Raw genomic sequence first — 21,479 nt, 5'->3', positions numbered from 1 at the left:
CCGCATTGCTCACTGACAGTCCGATCCTTTCCTGCTGGCTACGTCTGTCCTACACCGTCGCGAACAGGCCGTTGAACTCGGTCCGCAAATCGCTTTCGTTCCCATCGTCAGGCGCCCGGAAAGCCGCCTCCGCCACCTTTGCGCGCCGCAGGCTTTCGCCAGCGAGAACCGGCACGACGTCGGCGACGGCCTTCATTTCTTCCATTATGCCATGACAATGCAAGACGAGATCAAGCCCTGCGGCAATGATGTTGCGCGCGCGCGTCGACATATCGCCCGCAAGCGCGTTCATCGAGACGTCATCCGACATCAAGAGGCCATCGAAACCGATGTGACCGCGGATGACCTCGCGGACGACCTTCGCGGAGGTGGTCGCAGGATTATCCGGATCGATGGTCGTGAAGACCATGTGCGCCGACATCGCCATCACCTCGTCCTTCATCGCGACGAAAGGCAGGAAATCACTGGCGGCGAGTTCATCGAAAGTGGCGCTGACCACGGGCAGATTGTGATGCGAGTCGACAAAGGTGCGGCCGTGGCCGGGCATGTGCTTCATGACCGGCAGCATGCCGCCAGCCTTCAGTCCCTCGCCCATCGCCCGGCCGATCGCCGTGACGCTCTCTGGATCATGGCCGTAGGCACGGTTGCCGATGACATCGTGGCTGCCGGGAATCGGCACGTCCAGCACCGGCAGGCAATCAACGGTGATGCCGAAGCGCATCAGGTCGAACGAATGCAGGCGTCCCATGAGCCAGGCTGCGCGCAGGCCGAGCTCCCGGTCGCGGCGGTAGATTTCGCCAATCGCCGCACCATTCGGGTATTGCTGGACGAGCGGTGGTCGAATGCGCTGCACGCGCCCACCTTCCTGGTCGATCAGCACAGGCGCATTCGGATTGCCAATACTGTCGCGAAGCGCCGCCACCAGATCGCAGATCTGCTGCTCTTCGCCGATATTGCGCCCGAACAGGATGAAGCCCCATGGCCGCTCGCCGGCAAAGAACTGGCGTTCGTCTTCGTTGAGAGAAAGGCCCTTGCAGCCCGAGATAAATGCTTTTGATTCGCTCATTGCAAGAGCATAGAGCGGGTACCGCCCGACGCGAAGCCACAAAGACGAGGGCCCGTCGCTCATACACAGGGCCATGCGGCGGTCAAAGCCCTGAAAATACGAAGGGCGCGACTCACGAGCCGCGCCCTCCTCAACTCTATCCGTTTGCCCGGCTTACTTGGTGACCAGGCAGCTTCCGCCTGCACCCTTATACTTGGAGCACAGGGCGTTTGCCTCTTCCTTGGAGCCGGCCGGGATGCGGACGCGATAGTAGGTGCCCTTGCCGGCGATCTCCGCCTTGCGGATATCGACCCCGCGACCGCCGATGACGTTGCCGAACTTGCTGGAAAGGCTGTTGTAGGATTTCTGCGCCTCAGCTTCGGACGGCAGGGACGCGACCTGGATGAAGTATCCGCCGGCCGGAACTGATGCCGTTGCGACCTGCTGCGCTGGCTGCGCTTCTGCCGCCGCAGCCACCGCCTGCTCGTCAGCCGGACGAGCATTGCCGCGATCTGCGGGTGCCGCGGCCACGTTAGCCTGCTGCTCGGCCGGACGCGTCTGTGGCTTCGGCGCCTTGTCACCGGTTGCCGTGGTCGTCACGTTGCGGACCGGAACCTGTTCGATGTTGGCATTGCCCGTTGCAGCGAGCGCCACCTGGTCGACACTAGCCGATGCCTGACCGGCCGCGGTCACATCAGCCGACGCGACTTCCTTCGAGGGCGCTTCCGGCAGCGGCTGCGTCGTGCCGGCGACATCGGTCGCCGGTGCGGCAGCCGGCTCTTCACGAGCGACCAGCGTACCGTCCGGCTTGACGATCATCGTGCGCACCTTGCGCGGTGCGACGGCCGGTGCCTTGTCTTCTTCCTGAGCGGCAGTCTGGGCGCCACCGTCCGGCAGCAGACGAGCGCCATCCTCGTCGTCGGCCGGCAGGTTTGCCTGCAGGCCATCTGAGTCGTCGCTGCCCTCGAGCGGCAGCGTTTCCGGCGTCAGCGTCTTCTGAACGACGTCCATCGGTTCTTCAGTCGAAGAAACCAATGCATCCTGCTGCGGCGCACCGGCCTGTGCTCCAGCGACGCGATCGTAAACCGCCTTGTCCTGGTTCGGCACGGTCTTGCCGCCCTTTTCTTCCGGCACGACCTTTACCGGTCCCTTGTCGGCGAGAATGATCTTGGGGCCTTCGGCAGTGGTTGCCGCATCGCTGCCGCCCATCCAGGCGTAGACAGCCGCGCCGCCGAGAATGATGACGCCGGCAACGCTTGCTGCAAGCAGCATCGTACGCTGCGACCGCCGGCCCGAGCCGTAGTCGCGATAGTCGCCCGCATCTTCCTCGCGCTGCGCGGCGGAAACCCGCTCGGCATCACGCGCCGGGGACTGACGCTCGGTCATGGAGCGGCGGAAATCCTCTTCCATCGCTTTTTCGAAAGCGTCGAAATCGTCTAGGCCGCCGGTGCCAAATGAAGGATTTGCGCTTGCCGCCGGAACCGGACGAGCCGCCTCGACCTTTTCAACCGCAACCGGCCGGACATCCTTGGCAGCCGGAGCCGGCGTGCCGAACAGCTGCGCCATTTCAGCGTCGATATCGAGATCGTAGTCTGCCGGATAGGCGACCGGCTTTTCCGTTTCGATGACCGGCAGCTGCGGCACGTCCATGTCGGCGATCGGCGCCACGCCGTTCTCTGCTTCTGCGATCATCGAGGGATCGAAGGGCAGCGTGCTTTCTGGCTGTGCGTCCTGCTGCTCTACCGGGGCCTCAGCCATGAAGGTTTCGACAGAACGTTCCGGTTCGCGCTGCGGAGCGGCCGCCTCCATGACGGGCGCCTCAATGACCGGCTGCGCGACGGCTTGCGGCACGACGGCAGGCGCGACGGCAACCGGTTCGGTCGGGCCGAGGTCGGCAAGATCGAGCTTCAGCGCGGCGTCGGAGAGCTCCATTTCGAAGTTCTCGATGTCGAAGCCCGGCTCATTTTCTGGTTCCGCTACGACCTGGGCGGGTCGAACCGGCTGGAGAGCCTCCACCACCGGCGTAGCGGCCGGTGTGACGACCGCTGCAATTGCAGGTGCGGCGACCGGAGCGGCCTGCGACACCAGCGGACCGGCAAAGGCGCGCTGCTGGCTGGCGCCCGTAGCCGAAGCGACGGGCGTCGCCCGGCTGAAGGTTGGTGTAAAGGGATAGGGGCTCTTCTTCAGCGGCGCTGCAACCGTATTGACCGGGGCAGCGGCGGGCTGTTCCGTCGCATGAAGCGCCGGATGCGACTGCACGGCAGCGGCAACTACGGCAGCCACTGGCGGAACCGGGAACCGCTCCACATCCGCAAGAAGATCGTCGCCGGCGGCGTCATGTCCAGCGCCGTCTACCGCGACTGTCTCGTTCGCATATACCGCATCATCCGCGTGCGCCTCGGGAGCAACGTCAAAGGTCGGCCCGGCATAGTCTGGCGTGGGCTCGACGTAGACCGGTGCCGGTTCGGCATAGAGCACCGGGGCCGGTTCGACATATACCGGGGTCGGCTCGACAACAGGAGCAGGCTCGGCCCAAGCCGTAGACAGCTCTGCGGCCGGAGCCTGCCAGTCGTCGACGACCTCTTCTCTTGCCTCGGATGCCGGCTCGTCTTCGAACGGCAGCAGATCGGCTTCGCCGAGCGACAGTTCGAGCTCACGCTCCAGATCGAATGCCGGCTCATCGGCGGCAAATTCCGCGCTATCGGCCTCGACAAGCTGAGGAGCGGGCGAGAACGAGTGGACCTCGACGACCGGTTCCGGCTCGTCTTCGACGACGGCGGCCGGCGCTGCGACCGGTTCAGGCTGACGGAAGATCGGGGCTTCATACTCTTCCGCGAGCTCGGCTACCGGCTCGATCCGAGCCTCTTCGGCCGGCTGTGGCGCAGAAACCGGCTCGACAGCAGGCTGCTCCGCAGCGCGGGGCGCATCATAGCTATCGAAAGCGCGAAGGAGTTCGTCTTCGAGATCGAAGGTGGGATCCTGACGGACCGCCTCCTGATGTCGTTGCAACTCTTGCAATTGCTGTACGGCCGGCCGGGCATCGTAACCGACGATCCGGGCGAGTTCGGCCAACGGATCATCGTCTGCCAATACATCGAATTCAGCCGGCCCGCTTCGTGCGAATTGTTTGTCTGCCATGCTCTCCACTCACAATTGCCTGTATTTATGTGCCAGTGCATTGTGGGAAAATGGTGACAATACTTATCGCATTTCCTCCGGCGCGGAGGTGCCTGTAATAGACAGGCCGGACTTCAATACCGAAGCGACAGCATGCACCAGCCCGAGTCTGGCAGTACTTAATTCTCTATTTTTATCGTTAACAAAACGTAATTCCGGATTCTCTTTACCTTTGTTCCAATGTCCGTGGAAGGCAGCGGCAAGATCATACAGGTAAAACGCGATGCGATGCGGCTCCTGAGCCAGTGCCGCAGCCTCGATCACGCGCGGATATTCTGCGAGCTTGGCGACGAGCTGAAGCTCTGTCGGATCAACGATGTGCCCCTGAATGGCACCGGCGAAATCAAGCGATTCGATATCCAGGTCCGGGAAAGCTTCTGCCGCCTGACGGAACACCGACCGGCAACGTGCATGGGCATATTGCACGTAAAAGACCGGATTATCCTTGGACTGTTCTGTGACCTTGGCAAAGTCGAAGTCGAGCGGTTCGGAATTCTTCCGATAGATCATCATGAAACGAACCGGATCGCGACCGACTTCATCGACGACGTCGCGCAGCGTGACGAAATCGCCGGAGCGCTTCGACATCTTGACCGGTTCGCCGTCACGGAAGAGCTTGACCAGCTGGCACAACAGAACCGTAAGCTTCGACGAACCGCCGGATACGGCGCGCGCCAGAGCCTCGAGCCGCTTGACGTAACCGCCATGGTCGGCACCCAGCACATAGATCATCTCGTCGAAGCCGCGGTCGAACTTGTCCTTGAAGTAGGCAACGTCGGCGGCGAAGTAGGTGTAGCTTCCGTCCGACTTGATCAGCGGGCGGTCGATATCGTCACCGACCTCCGTCGAGCGGAACAGCGTCTGCTCGCGATCTTCCCAGTCCTCCGGAAGCTGCCCCTTCGGTGGCGGCAACGTGCCCTTGTAGACGTGCCCCTTGAAGGTCAGGTCGTTGATGGCGGTACGAATCGCCGCCGCACCGTTGGCGTGAAGCGTCCGTTCGGAGAAGAAGACATCATGGTTGACGTTCAACGCCGCGAGATCTTCGCGGATCATCACCATCATCGCATCGATCGTCCGGTCCTTGACGAGCGGCATCCACTTGTCTTCGGGCATCAGGCGCAGGCTCGTGCCGAATTCGTCGGCAAGCGCCTCGCCAACCGGAACGAGGTAATCACCCGGATAGAGGCCCGCCGGGATTTCGCCAATCTCTTCGCCAAGCGCCTGGCGATAGCGCAGGAAGGCGGAGCGCGCGAGAACGTCGATCTGCGACCCTGCATCGTTGATGTAGTATTCCTTGGTCACCTGATAACCGGCAAAGGCCAGCAGGTTGGCAAGCGCATCGCCGACAACGGCGCCGCGGCAATGGCCGACATGCATCGGTCCGGTTGGGTTGGCCGAGACATACTCGACGTTGACCTTGCGGCCAGAACCGACGGTGCTGCGGCCATAGTCGAGGCCGGTGCGCACCATGTTCGACAGCAGCTTCTGCCAATAGGATACCGAAAGCCGGACGTTGATGAAGCCCGGGCCGGCAACGGTCACTTCGGTGACTTCCGGATCCTGCCTCAGTTTTTCAACGATAAGTTCGGCGAGCGCGCGCGGGTTCATGCCAAGCGGCTTCGCCAGCACCATGGCGGCGTTGGTCGCGACATCGCCGTGGCTCGGATCGCGCGGCGGTTCGACATTGACACGGCCGAAGTCAAGTTCGGATCGCTTTTCTCGAACGCTATCAAGCGTTTCGAGAATGTCCTTAATTCTTGATTCGAAGTCCGTGAAGAGATTCATCTGATCCGTCCGCTTTTCCCGACCAACATGTGGTCGGCGCAAAACTCAAAAAGGAGGCCCGGTTCGATTGAACCGCAAGCCTCCGGGCGGGGCGTCCCTACCGCAAATCCGGCGTATGGTCAAACAAGCGCTTGTGCACGCTGATCGCGAAGGTATCGGTCATGCCGGCGAGGTAATCGCCGACGTGACGGGCCCGCACCGGTTCGGCCATGCCGGCAATCTGGTCGATCCAATAGTGCTCCCGCATCAATTGCGGGTCATCCATGAAGGCGTGATAGAGATCGCAGACGATCGATGCCGCCCCCTCCCGCACCCGCATCACTTCAGGATGACGGTAGATGCGGGTCATCAGCAGACGCTTGATCTGCTTGTCGGTCTCGCTCATTTCCTCGGAGAACGTCGCCATGACCGTACCCGCCTGGCGTACGTCGGCAGCGCTCTCAGGGCGAATGTCCGCGATGCATTGCTGGGCGACGCCAATGACGTCCTCGACCATCGCCGTGATCTGACGGCGCATGATTTCGTGCGTGAAGCGGCTGCTTTCAAGACCGGGATAACGGTCGTGAACTTCGCGCATCAGACGGGCAAGGAACGGCACGTCCTCCAGCATCTCGAATGTCAGATAGCCAGCCCGCAGACCGTCGTCGATATCGTGTGTGTTGTAGGCGATGTCGTCCGCGATGGCGGCGACCTGCGCTTCCATGCTCGCGAAAGTCGCCAGTTCCAGATCATGAACGGCACAATAGTCCAGGATGGGCTGCGGCACCGGTCCACGCGTGCCCTGTCCATCAGGAGTCAGCAGCGGCCCATTGTGCTTGACCAACCCCTCCAGGCTCTCCCAGGTCAGGTTGAGCCCGTCGAACTCGGCGTAGCGCCGCTCGAGCTTGGTGACGATGCGCAGCGACTGGGCATTGTGATCGAAGCCCCCATACGGCTTCAACATTTCGTGCAGGGCGTCCTCGCCGGTGTGCCCGAATGGCGTGTGGCCGAAATCGTGAACCAGCGCGACCCCTTCTGCAAGATCCTCGTCAAGCTTGAGGGCGCGCGCCAGGGCGCGGGCGATCTGCGCCACCTCGATCGTGTGCGTCAGCCGCGTCCGGTAGTGATCGCCGTCGGCTGCGATGAAGACCTGTGTCTTGTGTTTCAGCCGGCGAAACGCCGTCGTGTGGACAATACGGTCGCGGTCGCGCTGGAAATCCGAACGTGTTGCGCTCGAAGCTTCCAGATAGAGCCTGCCACGCGTCGCCCAGGGGTTCGACGCGAACGGAGCGTGTTCGCCATAACCGAAGCCCAGCGCATTTTTGTCGAATGTCATTTTCCACCCAAATCGTCATCCCATTGACGGGACATTGAAGCCTTCATACCTATAGTGAAAGCCACGGAAACGCGTCGCGCAAGCATCGACCGATTCCGCAAGTGAAAGCAACGGCTTGGCCAGGGAGGTTAAAACGGCCTTCGACGTTGGCTGAGACGATGCTGCAACAACAAGCAAATCTCTCCGGTTCTTGACCCCGGCAGGAGGCAGATATGACGCAAGACACCGTGACCCTTTCGGACGCCGCTGCAAAGCGGATCGCCACGATCCTTCGTTCGGACAGTCACAACAATGCGATGCGGGTGTCCGTCGAAGGCGGCGGCTGCTCGGGATTCTCCTATAAGTTCGACTTGGTCGACAGTGCCAATGACGACGATCTGGTACTGGAGAAGAACGAGGCCAAGGTTTTGATCGACAGCCTGTCGCTCGTCTACATGGGTGGCTCGGAGATCGACTTCGTCGACAACCTGCTCGGCCAGTCGTTTCAGATCAAGAATCCGAATGCGGTCGCAAGCTGCGGATGTGGAACGAGTTTTTCCATCTGACACGGCCAGAAGGCCCGGCCCAAGTCGCCGTCAAAGATACGGCGACCCCAGCCAGAGCACACGATTTGCCAGCCGGTCGAAGAGTGGCTTGGCACGCAGGGCCTCGAGCGTGACCGGTTCGGCCGAGGCCAGGACATCCGATATCATGCCGCTGATCGTATGGGCGAAACCATCGTCCAGCACTTCGAGGTCGAACTCGAAGTTGAGCCGCAAGGAGCGCGGATCGAGGTTGGTCGATCCGACATAGGCCCAGCGCTCGTCCACGACCAGAAGCTTCGAGTGGTTGAACGCACCCTCGGCGCGCCAGACCCGACAATGCCCCTTCAACACCTGATCAAACTGCGCGGTCATTGCGCGATCGACCAGAAGCAGGTTGTTGACCGCAGGCACGATGATGTCGACCTCGACGCCCCGGCGCGCTGCCGTCACCAACGCGCTGATCAACTCACGGTCCGGAAGAAAATAGGGCGACATCACGCGGATGTTCTTTCGCGCTACCGAAAACGCACCCATCAACATCTTGTGATTGGTTTCGTTCGTTGCGTCCGGCCCTGAAGGTATGGCGCGCATCAACACGGACGGCGTTTCTGCCGGCAACGGCATTTCTTCGAGTGCCCAGGCGGCGCCTGCCAGCATCTCACCGCTGGAAAACTGCCAGTCTTCGGCCGCGACCTGAAAGATGTCGGCGACAACCGGCCCCGTCACCCGAAAATGGGTGTCGAGGGACGGCACCTCGCCGGCGATCTCACTCGTAAAGCCGGCGCGGATATTCATGCCGCCGGCGAAGGCGACGCAGCCATCGACCACCAGGATCTTCCGGTGTGTGCGGAGATTGGCATAGGGCAGCCTCAGCCCCATGATGATATTGCCGTTGAAGACTGCGGTCGGAATACCGGCCGTTTTCAGGTGACCGACAATGCTGGGGACCGAATAGCGTGCCCCGACTGCGTCGATCAGCACACGCACTTCGACGCCCCGTGCGACCGCGGCGATCAGGGCATCGGCGAAGCGCAGGCCGATGACATCGCGATCGAAGATATAGCTCTCGATCAGGATGCTGCGCTGCGCTGCGGCGATTGCCGTCAGCATGGCCGCATAGGCAGCGTCTCCACCTGCCAACACATCGATGCTGTTGCCTGAGCACATGCGATGCCTGGAAACGCGGTCCCCGAGTATCTTCATCGCGGCGAAACGATTGCCGAAACGTCCACTGATGTCCGTTTCGGAGATATCGAATCGGCCGAATTGATCGGGGCCGTGCCCGCGCAGCAGCGCGCGCTGCGAGCCGATGGAGGAGCGGCGGATACGGTTGATGCCGGCAACGGCATACAGCAGCGCCCCGACGATCGGCGAGAGCAGAACGACACCGACCCAGCCCGCGGCGGCGCGTACGTCGTCTTTGGTCATGGCCGCGTGAATGGCGGCCGGGATACCGAGCGCGAAGGACAGCAGCGCCAGGATATGCGGCCAGTAGTTCTGCAAGAGATCGATCATGCGCCGGACTATAGCCGGCCATGGACCGGAATCAATTCGAGCGTCCGCACCTATACCGTATAAACCGCGCACGGCGCCGCACGCCGTCGTTGCAGCTCAGCCATAAGGCCCGATTGCCCGCAGGTATCGGATTTGTCAAAAGAATCCGGAGCAGCTAGAAGAGTCCGGCCGCAAGGACTCACCTGTATGGAAGGGCGTTTCGAGCCATGAAGATTGCCACCTGGAACATCAATGGCGTCAAGGCGCGAATCGACAGCCTCCTGGCATGGCTCAAGGAAGCCAATCCGGATATCGTCTGCCTTCAGGAGATCAAGTCCGTCGACGACGGATTTCCGCGTCTGGAGATCGAGGCGCTCGGCTACCATGTCGAGACCCACGGCCAGAAGGGCTTCAACGGCGTCGCCCTCCTCTCCAAGCTGCGCCCAGACGAAGTCAACCGCGGCCTGCCCGGAGACGATTCGGACGAACAATCGCGCTTCATCGAAGGCGTGTTCTCGGTTGAAGGCGGCGTAATCCGCGTCTGCTCGCTCTACCTGCCGAACGGCAATCCCGTCGATAGCGAGAAGTACCCCTACAAGCTCGCCTGGATGCGCCGGCTTACCGCTTACGCCGAGCAGCGCCTTCTGCTCGAAGAACCCTTCATCCTGGCCGGCGACTACAACGTCATCCCGGAGGAGCACGACTGCTGGGACATCAAGGTCTGGCAGAACGACGCCCTCTTCCTGCCGGAAACCCGCGCCGCGTTTCGGCGCCTGCGCAATCTCGGCTTCATCGATGCTGTCCGGGCGACCTCGGACGCGGTCCCGCTCTATACGTTCTGGGATTATCAGGCCGGCTGCTGGCCCAAGAATTTCGGCATTCGCATCGATCATCTGATGCTTTCGCCGGAAGCGGCCGATCGTCTGGTTTCGACGTCGATCGACAAACATGTCCGCGCCTGGGAAAAGCCCTCGGACCATGTTCCTGTTATCGGTGAGTTTGCCTTCGCCGCTGCCTGAGGCGCGGAACTGCAGCTTGTCGCTTATCCTAGCCGTGCTGGCTTAAGGCTTGCCGCGCGCAGGTCTCAGTCGTCATCGCCTTGCATGTGCAGGTTTTGCGACAGAGCGATTGCCGTGCGCCGGTCGTCCTCGCTCGCCAGCGAAAATGCCTGCTCCTGCATTGACTGCATCCAGGGCCGATCCTTCGGCGAACACTGGTCGAGTGCGGCCGTCATAAAGGCGAGACCGCGAATGGTCTGGCCTTCCTGGAAAATTACGTTGCCGAAGACACCCATGGCACCGGCATGTCCGCTTTTACGGGCTCGGTTCAACCACTTCTTTGCCTGCTGAACGTTGACACTGCCGCCCTCGCCCGAGAGCAGCATGCGCGCGAGCTGGAACTGCGCCTCAGCAACGCCAAAGGTCGACGCCGCCTGGAAATAGAGTTGCCGCGCCTGGGCCATATCCGACTTGATCGGGCTGTCGGGAATGCCTCGCCGGTAGTAGCCGGCAAGAGAAATCAACGCGTTGACGAAATAGCCGGTATCTTCGGAGCCCGGCTCCACACCCTGCTGGGCGATCTCGCTGTAGATCTTGAAGGCTTCGAGGTCGTTTTCGGCGACACCGTCGCCATAGGCATACATATTGGCCAGAGCCCAGCGGGATCCGGTATGCCCCTTCTCCGCTGCGTATTTGTAGGCTTCGATGGCCTCGTCCTTGCGGCCGTTCTTGTAGGCCGAGAAGCCGAATTTGAAGAGCGCAAAGGGACCGGATTCTTTCGAGACGCCCGCCCCCGGATCAAAGGCATGGGCCGGCATGGCGATGGTCCCGCAGACCGCCAGCGACACGCCGAGTATCGCAACCTTCAGTGACTTTAGTTCACCCGCAAGCATCACAGTCTAATTCTTCCGTTCCAGCCGGCCACGCCGAACTCATCACCGCTGCAAACACAAACGCCCGGACGACCCGCCGTCGTCCAAAACTTCACCAATTCCGCCGACGACATCGACGCACCCATTCCAAAACGAAACTTCGACAACTGCGCCGAAAAGACCATTTCATTCGACCACTTGCACAAGGGTGCCGGAGGCCACATCTGACATGAACATCGACAGTCCGAGTTTCACTTCACACCAAACACCGCAGGTCTCGTTTTCACGGTTGCAGGTCTGTCCCTACTATCGCTGCTCCCTGTTTGTGGCGGGAAATGGACATAGCCGGGACGAGTCCGATGCTAGCAAACTCTAGCATTAAATGTGTTGCTGAATCGTCACATTGGCGAACGGTGCAGGAGCTTGGTTAAATGGCTCCACACCAAAAGAAAGGCCCGGGTGAAACCGGGCCCCTTTAACAGTCAGATCAACGAAGGATCAGAACTTAACCTTGAGCGAAGTCGAGATCGCTCCGACAAAATCGTCACCGAAATCGTAGGAGACGTCGTCGCCAATGACGTCACCTTGAAAATTAACTGCGCCCGAACTGCCGCCTGTCAGAATACCAACTGCGCCAGCAAGACGGAACTCGACATGCTCGGTCGGTGTGTAGGATACGCCGGTGCCCAGCATCCATGTGTCGGTTTGCGTTCCGTAACCGTGACTAGTACCGCGATCCCAGGTCAGGCTGACGGCACCGCTCCATTGATCATTGAACTTGTGACCGATACCGCCGCTGATGGTCCAGCCATCGCGATAGAGCAGATCAAGACTTGTGCACGGTGTGGTGCGCGATACAGTCGCCGGGCAGAACTTCAAAACCTGAAGCTGGCTCCAGTCCGTCCACTTGATCGAGCCGAATGCCGCCCAGTCCGGAGCGATGCCGCTCTGGAGCTTGAGTTCCAGCGAATCCGGCATCGAGGCCGAGCCATTTACATCGTACTTCGTGCCGGTCACAACGCCTACGCCTGGAACGACGAAGCCCAACTGACGGAGGTCGATAAAACCGGAAAGGTTGTCGAGGTCTACGGAGCTGTTGTAAACGAGGCTGGCCCGAACGGCATACTCAGGAATTTCGTAGGCAGCACCCGCGCGCCAACCCCAGCCATTTCCTTCGAGCTCAAGCCTGCCGATACCTGAAAATACACCCGCAAACGGGGTACCGGTATAATCTTGTACCAGCCGCTCCTTGAAACCGCTGACCTCCTGGTAGAAAACACCACCGATAATGCGGAACTGGCCCGGACCCATGTCCCATTTGTAGGAGCAAGTAGCAGCGTAGTTGTCGCTATCCACCTTCGTTTCGATATTGTTGTTGGCGCCGGCCCAGTTCTGGCCGGGATTAGTATGCGCGCCCCACGGCTGAGAATAGTCCGCCATACAGTCAAAGGCGTCGCCGAGCGATGCCTTGATACCGACGCGAGGCACCCAATAGCCCTCCGTGTCGTCGGCCGAGTTCGGACGGTAATTCAAGTTGCCGCCGCCAAACGTTCCGCCAATGATGTCAGTGTTTGCGGTGTCTGTATCGCGGACGTTCTTCAACTCTCGCTGCGGATTGACATAGGTTGCCGAAGCTTCACCAGCATAGTCCGACGGGTCGAACAGCAGGTCGATGTTGTAACCACCGCGCTCAAGACCGCCGGCGTGGGCCGCTGACGCAAGCAGCAAACCAGCCGCCACGGTCAGGACACCACGCTTAAAATTCATGTGAGCCATTAAGCTCCTCCCCTGCACTGCAATCTGCGGCATTCCACCTCATGCCGCGTGTGGCGAAAGTATTCTCACGAACATGTGAAATCGCAAATGCCAGGGGCAGAGGTGGTGCGGCACTATGCGTCACGTAATTTACGTAAGATTCTCATGATTTAGACACATTCGCACATTTCCGAAATGATATTCCGAGAAATAGGTAAATAAGCCAATAAAATAGGATAAACTTCCAACACTCGCGAAAGCTGTGTCGCGGAGACAACAATATTGGTTTTTGCTGGAGATCAACAAAAATGGCCGTTGAAACTCCGCTTGCGCATGCCAAGCGATTTCATGAGCGGCCAACAGTATTCAGCTCAGCGATTCGATCGCCAAGCTCGCGCACGCAAGTATATCCAATGATACTAAAATACAAAATCCGCGACATTGCTGTCGCGGATTTTTGATTTCCTTGGCCGTTCAAGCCCTGCGCCGATGCACCCTTAGCGTGCTTCCTAGCCCGCTTCCGCTACGCGGGTAAGAGCAACGCCGAGCGATTCTTTCTGAAGATCGAGCTCCACCAAGCGCTCGCGCTCGGCTTCCACCAGTTCCGGCTTGGCGTTCGCGACGAACTTTTCATTGGCCAGCTTGCCAAGAATACGCTCGCGCTCTGCGTCCACCTTGGCGATCGCCTTCTCCAGGCGCGACTTCTCGGCGGAAAGGTCGATCAGGTTGCCAAGCGGCAGGCACGCGGTCGCCTCGCCCACGACGATCTGGGCGCTGCCGCGCGGAGCGACAGTCGCATAGTCGATGTGTTCGACACGTGCCAGGCGCGCGATTGCCGGGGCATGCTGCTGCAGGCGTTCGCGTGTCAGGCTATTCGCGCCGACGACGATCAGCGGCGCGGTCGCGGCCGGCGGAACGTTCATCTCGGAACGAACGGAGCGGATACCCGACACGAGATCAATCAGCCAGTTGATCTCATCTGCCGCCGCGTCATCGGCGTAGGAGGCCGCCGGCCATTCGGCGTGGCATAGCAGCGTCTCACGCTCGCGGCCCTCGCCGGTCGTCTGCGCCCAGAGCTCTTCGGTCATGAACGGCATGAACGGATGCAGCAGCTTGTAGATCTCATCGAGAACATAGGCGACGCAGGCCTGCGACTCGCGCTTGGCTGCCTCGTCCTCGCCGTTGAAGACCGGCTTCAGCAGCTCAAGGTACCAGTCGCAGAACTGATTCCAGACGAAACGGTAGAGGCTGCCGGCCGCCTCGTTGAACCGATAGGCCTCGATCGCCTCGGTGACGTCACGGATGGTGCGCGAGAGTTCCGTGAGGATCCAGCGATTGATGGTGAGCGAAGCGGCCTCGGGGATGAAGCCTTCGCTGTCGACCACACCGTTCATCTGGGCAAAACGCGTCGCGTTCCAGAGCTTCGTGCCGAAGTTGCGGTAGCCGGCGATACGAGCAGGGTCGAGCTTCACGTCGCGGCCCTGGGCAGCCATGATCGCCAGCGTGAAGCGCAGCGCGTCAGCTCCATACTCGTCGATGAGTTCGAGCGGATCGATGACGTTGCCCTTCGACTTCGACATCTTCTGGCCGTTCTTGTCGCGAACGAGCGCATGGACGTAGACCGTATGGAACGGCTCGACCGGGGTGCCGTCGGCATCCTTCATGAAGTGCAGGCCCATCATCATCATGCGGGCGACCCAGAAGAAGATGATGTCGAAGCCGGTTACCAGAACGTCGGTCTGATAGTACTTCTCAAGCTCCGGCGTCTCGTTCGGCCAGCCGAGCGTGGAGAACGGCCAGAGTGCCGACGAGAACCAAGTGTCAAGCACGTCCTCGTCGCGTGTCAGGATTTCGCCCGGCTTGAAGTTCTCAAGCAGGTCCTCGACATAGGCCTTCATCGGACCTTCATGGGCGATATAGTGTTGGATCGCCGCGTGCAGCGCCTCTTCCTCGGTCTTCTCGACGAAGACCTGACCGTCCGGGCCGTACCAGGCCGGGATCTGGTGCCCCCACCAGAGCTGGCGTGAGACGCACCAGGGCTGGATGTTCTCCATCCACTCGAAGTAGGTCTTCTCCCAGTTCTTCGGAACGAAGTTCGTGCGGCCTTCCTTGACCGCGGCAATCGCGGGCTTCGCGAGCGTCTTGGCGTCGACGTACCATTGTTCCGTCAGGCGCGGCTCGATCGGCACGCCGCCACGGTCGCCATGGGGGACCATGTGCTTGTGCGGCTCGATCTTGTCCAGCAGGCCAGCCTCTTCGAAGATCCTGACGACGATCTTGCGCGCCTCGAACCGGTCCTTGCCGTCGAGTTCGTCCCACGCACCATGGAGAGCAGCGGGGTCGGAAAGCCCTTCAAGGAACTCCTCGTTGTCCTTGATGGTGACGCGACCGTCGATCGTCATGATGTTGATCGCGCGCAGACCTGCACGCTTGCCAACCTCGAAGTCGTTGAAGTCGTGCGCAGGCGTGATCTTGACCGCACCAGTGCCGGCCGTCGGATCCGCATAGCTGTCGGCGACGACGGGTATGCGCCGGCCGACGATCGGCAGGATGACATGCTTGCCGAGGAGCGGCCTGTAGCGCTCGTCGTCCGGGTTGACGGCAATACCGCTGTCTCCGAGCATCGTTTCCGGACGGGTGGTGGCGACGACGAGATAGTCGCGCTTCTCCCATTCGGTCGCCTTGCCTTCCTCATCGAAGGCAACCGGATGTTCATAGGTAACACCTGGCTCGAGCGGATAGCGCAGATACCAGAGATTGCCGTTGATCTCGTGCTGTTCGACCTCAAGATCGGAAATCGCCGTCAAGAGCTTCGGGTCCCAGTTGACCAGGCGCTTGTCCTTGTAGATCAGCCCTTCCTTGTAGAGCGAGACAAAGACCTCCAGGACGGCTTCCGAGAGGCCATCGTCCATGGTGAAGCGCTCACGCGACCAGTCGCAGGATGCGCCAAGCCGCTTCAACTGGTTGAAGATCAAACCGCCGGATTCGGCCTTCCACTCCCAGACTTTTTCAATGAAGGCCTCGCGCCCCATCTGCCGACGGTGCTGCTGGGTTTCCATCAGCCTGCGCTCGACGACCATCTGGGTCGCGATACCGGCATGGTCCATGCCCGGTTGCCACAGCACGTCCTTGCCGCGCATGCGTTCGAAGCGAACCATGACGTCCTGAAGCGTATTGTTGAGCGCGTGGCCCATGTGCAGCGAACCGGTCACGTTCGGCGGCGGGATCACGATGCAGAAGCTATCGGCGCCGGGCTTGGCACCCGCACCTGCACGAAACGCGTTTTCTTCGTCCCACTTCTTGGCGATACGCGGGTCGACGGATGCGGAATCGTAGGTCTTATCAAGCATTTTGGAGCCAATTTTGGAGAGTGATGTCTGTGTCTTGTAAACCGGAACGGCCGGTGCAAGTCAACACGAACGCAAAAAGCCGCGACGGTCGTCGCGGCCTCCTGCATCAAAAGACCCGAATTTCAGCGACGCGGCCCGCGGGCAACGCGCTCGATTTCCTCGCGAACCAGCCGTTCGACGAGTGTCGGCAGATTGTCGTCCAGCCATTCCTGCAACATAGGCCGCAACATTTCCTGAGCAATATCGTCAAACGAACGCCTTGCACCCTGATCGACCGCGAGGGCGAGATTGTCGAAGGACTGCGCGACCTTCCGGCCGACCTCCGGAGAAACGATCGCGGCGATCGCCTTCTCGGGCGCCACCGTTTCGATCACCGGTACTTCGGCCGGCGCGGGCGATTCGACGCTGTCGCGGATCTCCACTGGCTCGGAGGCAGCGACGGCTTCCACCGCCTCGTGTACTTCCGGGGCCGTAACCGGTTGCGCGGCCGGAGCCCTGGGCGCCGAGACGGCGGCCATGCGCGACGTGACAACCGGACTGTCCTGAACCGCCGAAGCCGGCGCGACCGGCTGGCCCTCACGCGGGGCAAGGCCCGTGGAGTGCCGCTCCGAAGCCGCGCGAACGCGTGCTGCGACATCGGCCAGCGAAAGCGGCGGCTGCGCCGCCACCGTGCTCGTCTCGGACGAAACGATGGAAAGCTCCACGGCCGGCGCCGCCGGAGTAGGCCTCGATGTTTCGATCGGCTCTTCGCGCTGGGCGAAAGCGAGTGTCTCGATCTCGCTGTCGATCGTCAGCTCGATCTCGTCGCCCGGTTCGTCCTCGAAACGCTCCTGCGGCGATAGCCCGGCCTGGCCAGGCTCGTTGCTCTCGATGATCTTGCGAATGGATGCCAGGATCTCATCCATCGAAGGTTCACGCGCGACATTGAGCTGTGCCATTTCTATCCCCGTTTGACGCGGCCGGCATGTGTTTCAAAACAGGACATGCGCCGATTTCCGAGAAACCTTATGTGAGTTCGCGGACGAAACATACGCCACGAATCAGCCACCCAGATTCTTGCACAGATTTGTTTTCAGGGCCAAAAATAGAAACGCCCCGGGGAGACCGGGGCGTTTTCTTTAGCGACCGTCGACGGTTCGAAGACCGAACCATTTGTCCTTGACGGCCTCGTAATGTTCTTCGGAGCGATATTCGGCCACCTGCAAACCCTGGCTCTTCACGGTCAGCCTCGCCGAAGCTGCAAGCAAGGTATAGCTCGCGACGACCGCATCGCGCTGCGCAAGCGCCAGGAGTTCCTGCGCTTGCAGCACGTCCTGCTGCGAATCGAGAACGTCGAGGGTCGTGCGCTGGCCGACCTTGCGCTCTTCAATGACGCCATCCAATGCCAGCTTGGCGGCAGAGATCTGCGCCTTGTTGGCGGAAATGCGTGCGATCGCCGCCTCAAGCTGAGCATATGCCGAGACAATCGTTTCCTGAATCGATGCTCGGGCCGAATCAACCAAAATGCGCTGTTGTCCGAGGCGTTCCTTCGCCTGCCGGATCTGACCGTACTCGAGGCCACCCTGATAGATCGGCACCTCGAGGCGAGCCGTAATGCTCGACGTATTGTTGTCTTCGGTAACATTGCCGGCCGTGCGGCCGACCTGCCCCTGAAGCGTCACGCCGGGCAGCATCGTTCCCTCTGCCGACTTCACCTGGTATCCGGCCGAATCAACCGAGTACTGTGCTGCGAGGATGGTCGGATGATCACGCAGGCCACTTGCGACGGCCTGATCGAGCGTGCGCGGCAGGTTCTTGGATGCCGGAGACGCCTGCTTGATGGCCTTCGGCAAGTCGCCGACGATCCGAACATAAGTCGCTTCACTCTGCTTCAACTGCGCCACGGCAACGATGAGCTGCGATTGCGCGTTGGCAAGCGAGGCCTCGGCAAGGCTCACGTCCGTGCGGGTGCCTTCACCTACGTCAAGGCGCGCCTTGGCGGCGTTCACCTGCTCCTGCAGGAAGGCGATGTTCTGCTTGCGGATCGAGACCAGCTGCTGATCGCGCGCGATATTGGAGTAGATGGTCGCTGCCGAGAGCAAGATCTGCATCTCGTTGGCAAGCAGCGATTCGCGGGTGGCAAACACGTTCGACTCGGCCGCGCGAACATTGTTCAGCGTCTGAAAGCCATCAAAGACCATCTGCGTTATGGATACGCCGACCTGTCCCTGATGGAGATCCCGAGATCCGTCCGCCCGGTCGATGGTCGAAAGCGTCCCATTGGCGAAAGCCGCGACTTGGGGGCGAAAGCCAGACTTGGCGATCGGCACGCTCTCGTCGGTTGCGCGCAGACCCGCACGTGCAGCGTTCAGATCCGGGTTGTTTGCGTAGGCTTTGGCCATTGCACCGAAGATCGTCTCGGCCAGTACTGCGTGCGGGGCAACCAGTACACTCGTCGAAACGGCGGCCCACAGGGCCGCTTTGCGGACAATCGACACCATTACTTCTCTCTCCGATCGGGGCGGCAGAGCCTGCCCTCTATTTCCCGCAGCGCTGTCCTCGTTACAAAACGGCACTGCCTAGACACGGCGATGAAGCGCTCACACCGCCCACAGGTGAGCAAATCACTACCACAGCACTCTTTGAAACCCGGATTCCAGATTCCGACAACTGCGCAACCCTACTCTGCGCAGGCATTTCAAAAAGAAACAAGTGCCCCGTTGCGAATTGGCAACATTGTTATTTTAGCGGTGAATTCAAATGTTGATATCCCTCAATAAGCGGGACCTCAAAAAACAAATTCCTGCGCGCGGCGGAAACCGGGAAGCGGTTTCACCGCAGTGTTGAAGTCGGCACGCTCGGAGGTTTTTCCGTGCTCGTGCACATAGAGTTTAGCGCGAGAAGCGTTGCCAAATCCTTCGACCACGACGAGACGTCCTCCATCGCGCAACTGCTGGAAAAGACCCGCAGGCAAGACCTCCACTGCACCGTGAACGAAGATGACATCGTAAGGCGCTTCGGCGGCGTAACCCTTCTCGAGTTCGCCAGTGACAACCGCGATATTGTCATAGCCGAGACGCGCCAGCGTTTCGGTCGCGGTGGCGGCAAGACCCTCATCGCTTTCGAGCGCGACGACCGAGCCGGCGACCAGCGACAGGATCGCCGAAGCGTAGCCGGTGCCACAGCCGATCTCGAGCACGACGTCGGACTTGGCGATCTCGGCCAGCTGCAGCAGCTTGGCGAGCGGCGACGGTTCCATCAGGAAGCGCGGCGCTCCGCCGTTCGTGCCGTCAAGCGCGATGTCGGTGTCGATATAGGCGAGTTCCTTCATCTTCGCGGGCACGAATTCCTCGCGCGGCACGGTGAGGAAGGCGGACAAGATCGAGTGGGACGTCACATCCGTCGTCCGGATCTGGTTGTCCACCATCTTGGTGCGCGCTGCTTCGAAATTCATGCTAGTGCCCTCGTATCCGGATAGGCGCGGCGCCGCTTTTCGGAGAAGCCCGCGCGATCGTCTTGTGGCTCTCAACGGAAAGCCTTTAACGTAAGCTCTTAAATCGCCGCCCCGCGGGTTTCAAGCGACAGCGGCAAATTGCGCCGGAAAATCGGGGAAGAAGAGCCTTGATCGATCAAGGTGGCGGCGCGCGGTCCCGGCGCGACGCATTGCGCTGACATGGGCCGCGGGCGACGTCAGCGCCCGGGTGCGCCTTCCAGGCCCACGAGGGCGATCTTGGTATAGCCGGCATTCTGGATGAGGTTCATGACCGTCATCAGTTCGCCGTAGTCCACGGCCTTGTCGGCCCGAAGCAGAACGCGCGTCTCGGTATTGCCCTCGGTCAGACGCTTCAATTCGTCGGCGAAGGCCTCACGGGCCGTTTCTTCATTGCCGATCGCCAGCGCCAGATCGGCCTTCAAGGTCACGAAGACCGGCTTTTCGTCGCGCGGCGCAGGTTTTGCCGCCGATTGCGGCAGGTCCACTTTCATGTCCACCGTGGCGAGCGGCGCCGCCACCATGAATATGATCAGCAGCACGAGCATGACGTCGATGAAGGGCGTGACGTTGATTTCACTGTTCTCGTCGAGATCGCCGCCGCCTTGGCTGACTTTTCCGGCCATGGGTCACCCGATCCTTGCGATGGTCGTTTCCGCATGGACGAAGCCTTCCTGTCGGCGGGGCTGCGCCTTGCGGACCAGACGATGGTCGAGGTCACGGCTGACGAGCCGTTCCACAGCGGCGGCAGCATCGGCCAGGACCACCTTGTAGCCACCAACGGCGCGGGCAAAATAGTTATAGATGATGACTGCGGGAATGGCCGCCACAAGGCCGATGGCGGTTGCCAGCAGCGCTTCGGCAATACCGGGCGCGACGATCGCGAGATTCGTCGTCTGCGCCTTGCTGATGCCGATGAAGGAATTCATGATCCCCCATACCGTGCCGAACAGGCCTACGAACGGACCGACCGAACCGATCGAGGCCAGAATGCCGGTGCCACCAGTCATGCGCTTTCCGGCGCGGACCTCGATGCGGGTCAACAGCGAAGACACGCGCTCCTTGATGCCGCTTGCAGGCGCATGGTCGACGACGGCCTCCGAACGTACCATTTCGTCGATCGCCGCAGCCACCATCTCCGGTGCCGGGCCCGACTTCCCATCGAATGCGTTCTTGACGTCAGCAAGGCCGTTGGCGGCGGACAGGAGGCGGACCGCCCGCGTGAGGCGCGCCTTGGCGCCAAGGAGTTCAAGCGCCTTCACCAGGAAGATCGCCCAGGTGGCAACGGACGCCAACGCAAGGCCAACCATCACGCTTTTGACGACCAGGTCGGCCGCCATGAACATGCCGATCGGCGACAGGTCGTGCGGCAGCACCGGGTTCGCCGCACCGTCAGTCGAAGCGCCGTCGACAGAAACGGGGGTGGCCTCAGGAGAGGCTGCCTGTGTTGCGGGCTGCACCTGCGTGATCGGGGGCGCCTGGTTTACCGGTGCGCTGCCGACCGTCTGGCCTTCAGCGACCGGCGCCGGCGATCCTGTGACCGTGACCTGAGTGCCACTCGTGACCGGGGCTGACGATGCGCCTTCACTTGCGGACTGAGCGAACGCAACCGCAGGCAAAGCAGCCGATGACAGGCCCAGCATTGCGGCGGCCAGCAGATTGATCGTCGATCGGGCTCGGTTCGGCATCTTCTTC

15 protein-coding genes are annotated in these 21,479 nt (G+C 61.0%); 2 read left to right on the top strand and 13 right to left on the bottom strand.

All coding sequences use genetic code 11. The features are described from left to right. Window positions 1-49 precede the first annotated feature (49 nt). The 4 genes from nagZ to LAC81_RS06490 form a co-directional block, all read right to left on the bottom strand. On the bottom strand, window positions 50-1,066 hold the full coding sequence (gene nagZ, locus LAC81_RS06505; RefSeq protein ID WP_223727152.1) for a beta-N-acetylhexosaminidase: 1,017 nt from the start codon (window positions 1,064-1,066) through the stop codon (window positions 50-52). A gap of 153 nt (window positions 1,067-1,219) precedes the next feature. Next, window positions 1,220-4,183: an SPOR domain-containing protein gene (locus LAC81_RS06500; protein WP_223727151.1), complete on the bottom strand. Its 2,964-nt coding sequence runs from the start codon at window positions 4,181-4,183 to the stop codon at window positions 1,220-1,222. Window positions 4,184-4,246: 63 nt separating this feature from the next. After that, window positions 4,247-6,007, bottom strand: coding sequence for an arginine--tRNA ligase (argS, locus tag LAC81_RS06495; protein ID WP_223727150.1), 1,761 nt, complete (start codon window positions 6,005-6,007; stop codon window positions 4,247-4,249). 97 nt (window positions 6,008-6,104) lie between these two features. Continuing rightward, entirely contained in the window at window positions 6,105-7,322 is a 1,218-nt protein-coding gene (locus LAC81_RS06490; RefSeq protein WP_223727149.1) for a deoxyguanosinetriphosphate triphosphohydrolase, read from the bottom strand. Between the two features lie 212 nt (window positions 7,323-7,534). On the opposite strand from LAC81_RS06490, the gene erpA reads away from it, so the two are divergent. Beyond that, complete coding sequence (erpA, locus tag LAC81_RS06485) at window positions 7,535-7,867, top strand: iron-sulfur cluster insertion protein ErpA (RefSeq protein ID WP_223727148.1); 333 nt, start codon at window positions 7,535-7,537, stop codon at window positions 7,865-7,867. 30 nt (window positions 7,868-7,897) lie between these two features. Here erpA and LAC81_RS06480 read toward each other — a convergent pair whose 3' ends face one another. Next, window positions 7,898-9,361 (bottom strand): phospholipase D-like domain-containing protein, encoded by a 1,464-nt coding sequence (locus LAC81_RS06480; protein WP_223727147.1) that lies wholly within the window; start codon window positions 9,359-9,361, stop codon window positions 7,898-7,900. Window positions 9,362-9,567: 206 nt separating this feature from the next. On the opposite strand from LAC81_RS06480, the gene xth reads away from it, so the two are divergent. Continuing rightward, the gene (gene xth, locus LAC81_RS06475; RefSeq protein WP_223727146.1) at window positions 9,568-10,359 is read left to right on the top strand and encodes an exodeoxyribonuclease III; all 792 of its coding nucleotides are present in this window, start codon (window positions 9,568-9,570) and stop codon (window positions 10,357-10,359) included. Between the two features lie 65 nt (window positions 10,360-10,424). Here the strand turns inward: xth and exoR are convergent, their stop codons facing one another. The 8 genes from exoR to exbB all read right to left on the bottom strand — a co-directional run bounded on the left by exoR (window position 10,425) and on the right by exbB (window position 21,472). After that, window positions 10,425-11,231: an exopolysaccharide production regulator ExoR gene (exoR, locus tag LAC81_RS06470; RefSeq protein WP_113537633.1), complete on the bottom strand. Its 807-nt coding sequence runs from the start codon at window positions 11,229-11,231 to the stop codon at window positions 10,425-10,427. A 477-nt stretch (window positions 11,232-11,708) separates the two neighbouring features. Further along, complete coding sequence (locus tag LAC81_RS06465; protein ID WP_113537634.1) at window positions 11,709-12,986, bottom strand: outer membrane protein transport protein; 1,278 nt, start codon at window positions 12,984-12,986, stop codon at window positions 11,709-11,711. Between the two features lie 488 nt (window positions 12,987-13,474). Continuing rightward, complete coding sequence (locus LAC81_RS06460) at window positions 13,475-16,315, bottom strand: valine--tRNA ligase (protein ID WP_223727145.1); 2,841 nt, start codon at window positions 16,313-16,315, stop codon at window positions 13,475-13,477. A gap of 122 nt (window positions 16,316-16,437) precedes the next feature. Next, entirely contained in the window at window positions 16,438-17,253 is an 816-nt protein-coding gene (locus tag LAC81_RS06455) for a PopZ family protein (RefSeq protein WP_223727144.1), read from the bottom strand. Between the two features lie 180 nt (window positions 17,254-17,433). After that, on the bottom strand, window positions 17,434-18,795 hold the full coding sequence (locus LAC81_RS06450; protein ID WP_113537637.1) for a TolC family outer membrane protein: 1,362 nt from the start codon (window positions 18,793-18,795) through the stop codon (window positions 17,434-17,436). A gap of 287 nt (window positions 18,796-19,082) precedes the next feature. After that, window positions 19,083-19,748 carry a protein-L-isoaspartate O-methyltransferase family protein gene (locus LAC81_RS06445; protein WP_223727143.1) on the bottom strand — a complete coding sequence of 222 codons (666 nt, stop codon included), beginning with the start codon at window positions 19,746-19,748 and terminating at the stop codon, window positions 19,083-19,085. Window positions 19,749-19,984: 236 nt separating this feature from the next. Then, a complete protein-coding gene (gene exbD, locus LAC81_RS06440) occupies window positions 19,985-20,410 on the bottom strand; it encodes a TonB system transport protein ExbD (RefSeq protein ID WP_223727142.1) in 426 nt (141 codons plus the stop codon). 3 nt (window positions 20,411-20,413) lie between these two features. Continuing rightward, window positions 20,414-21,472, bottom strand: a complete 1,059-nt coding sequence (gene exbB / locus LAC81_RS06435) for a tonB-system energizer ExbB (RefSeq protein WP_223727141.1) — start codon at window positions 21,470-21,472, stop codon at window positions 20,414-20,416. Between the last annotated feature and the right edge of the window lie 7 nt (window positions 21,473-21,479).

It is taken from the genome of Ensifer adhaerens (genome assembly GCF_020035535.1).
GTDB lineage: Bacteria > Pseudomonadota > Alphaproteobacteria > Rhizobiales > Rhizobiaceae > Ensifer.
This window is presented reverse-complemented; position numbering and strand designations above follow the sequence as displayed.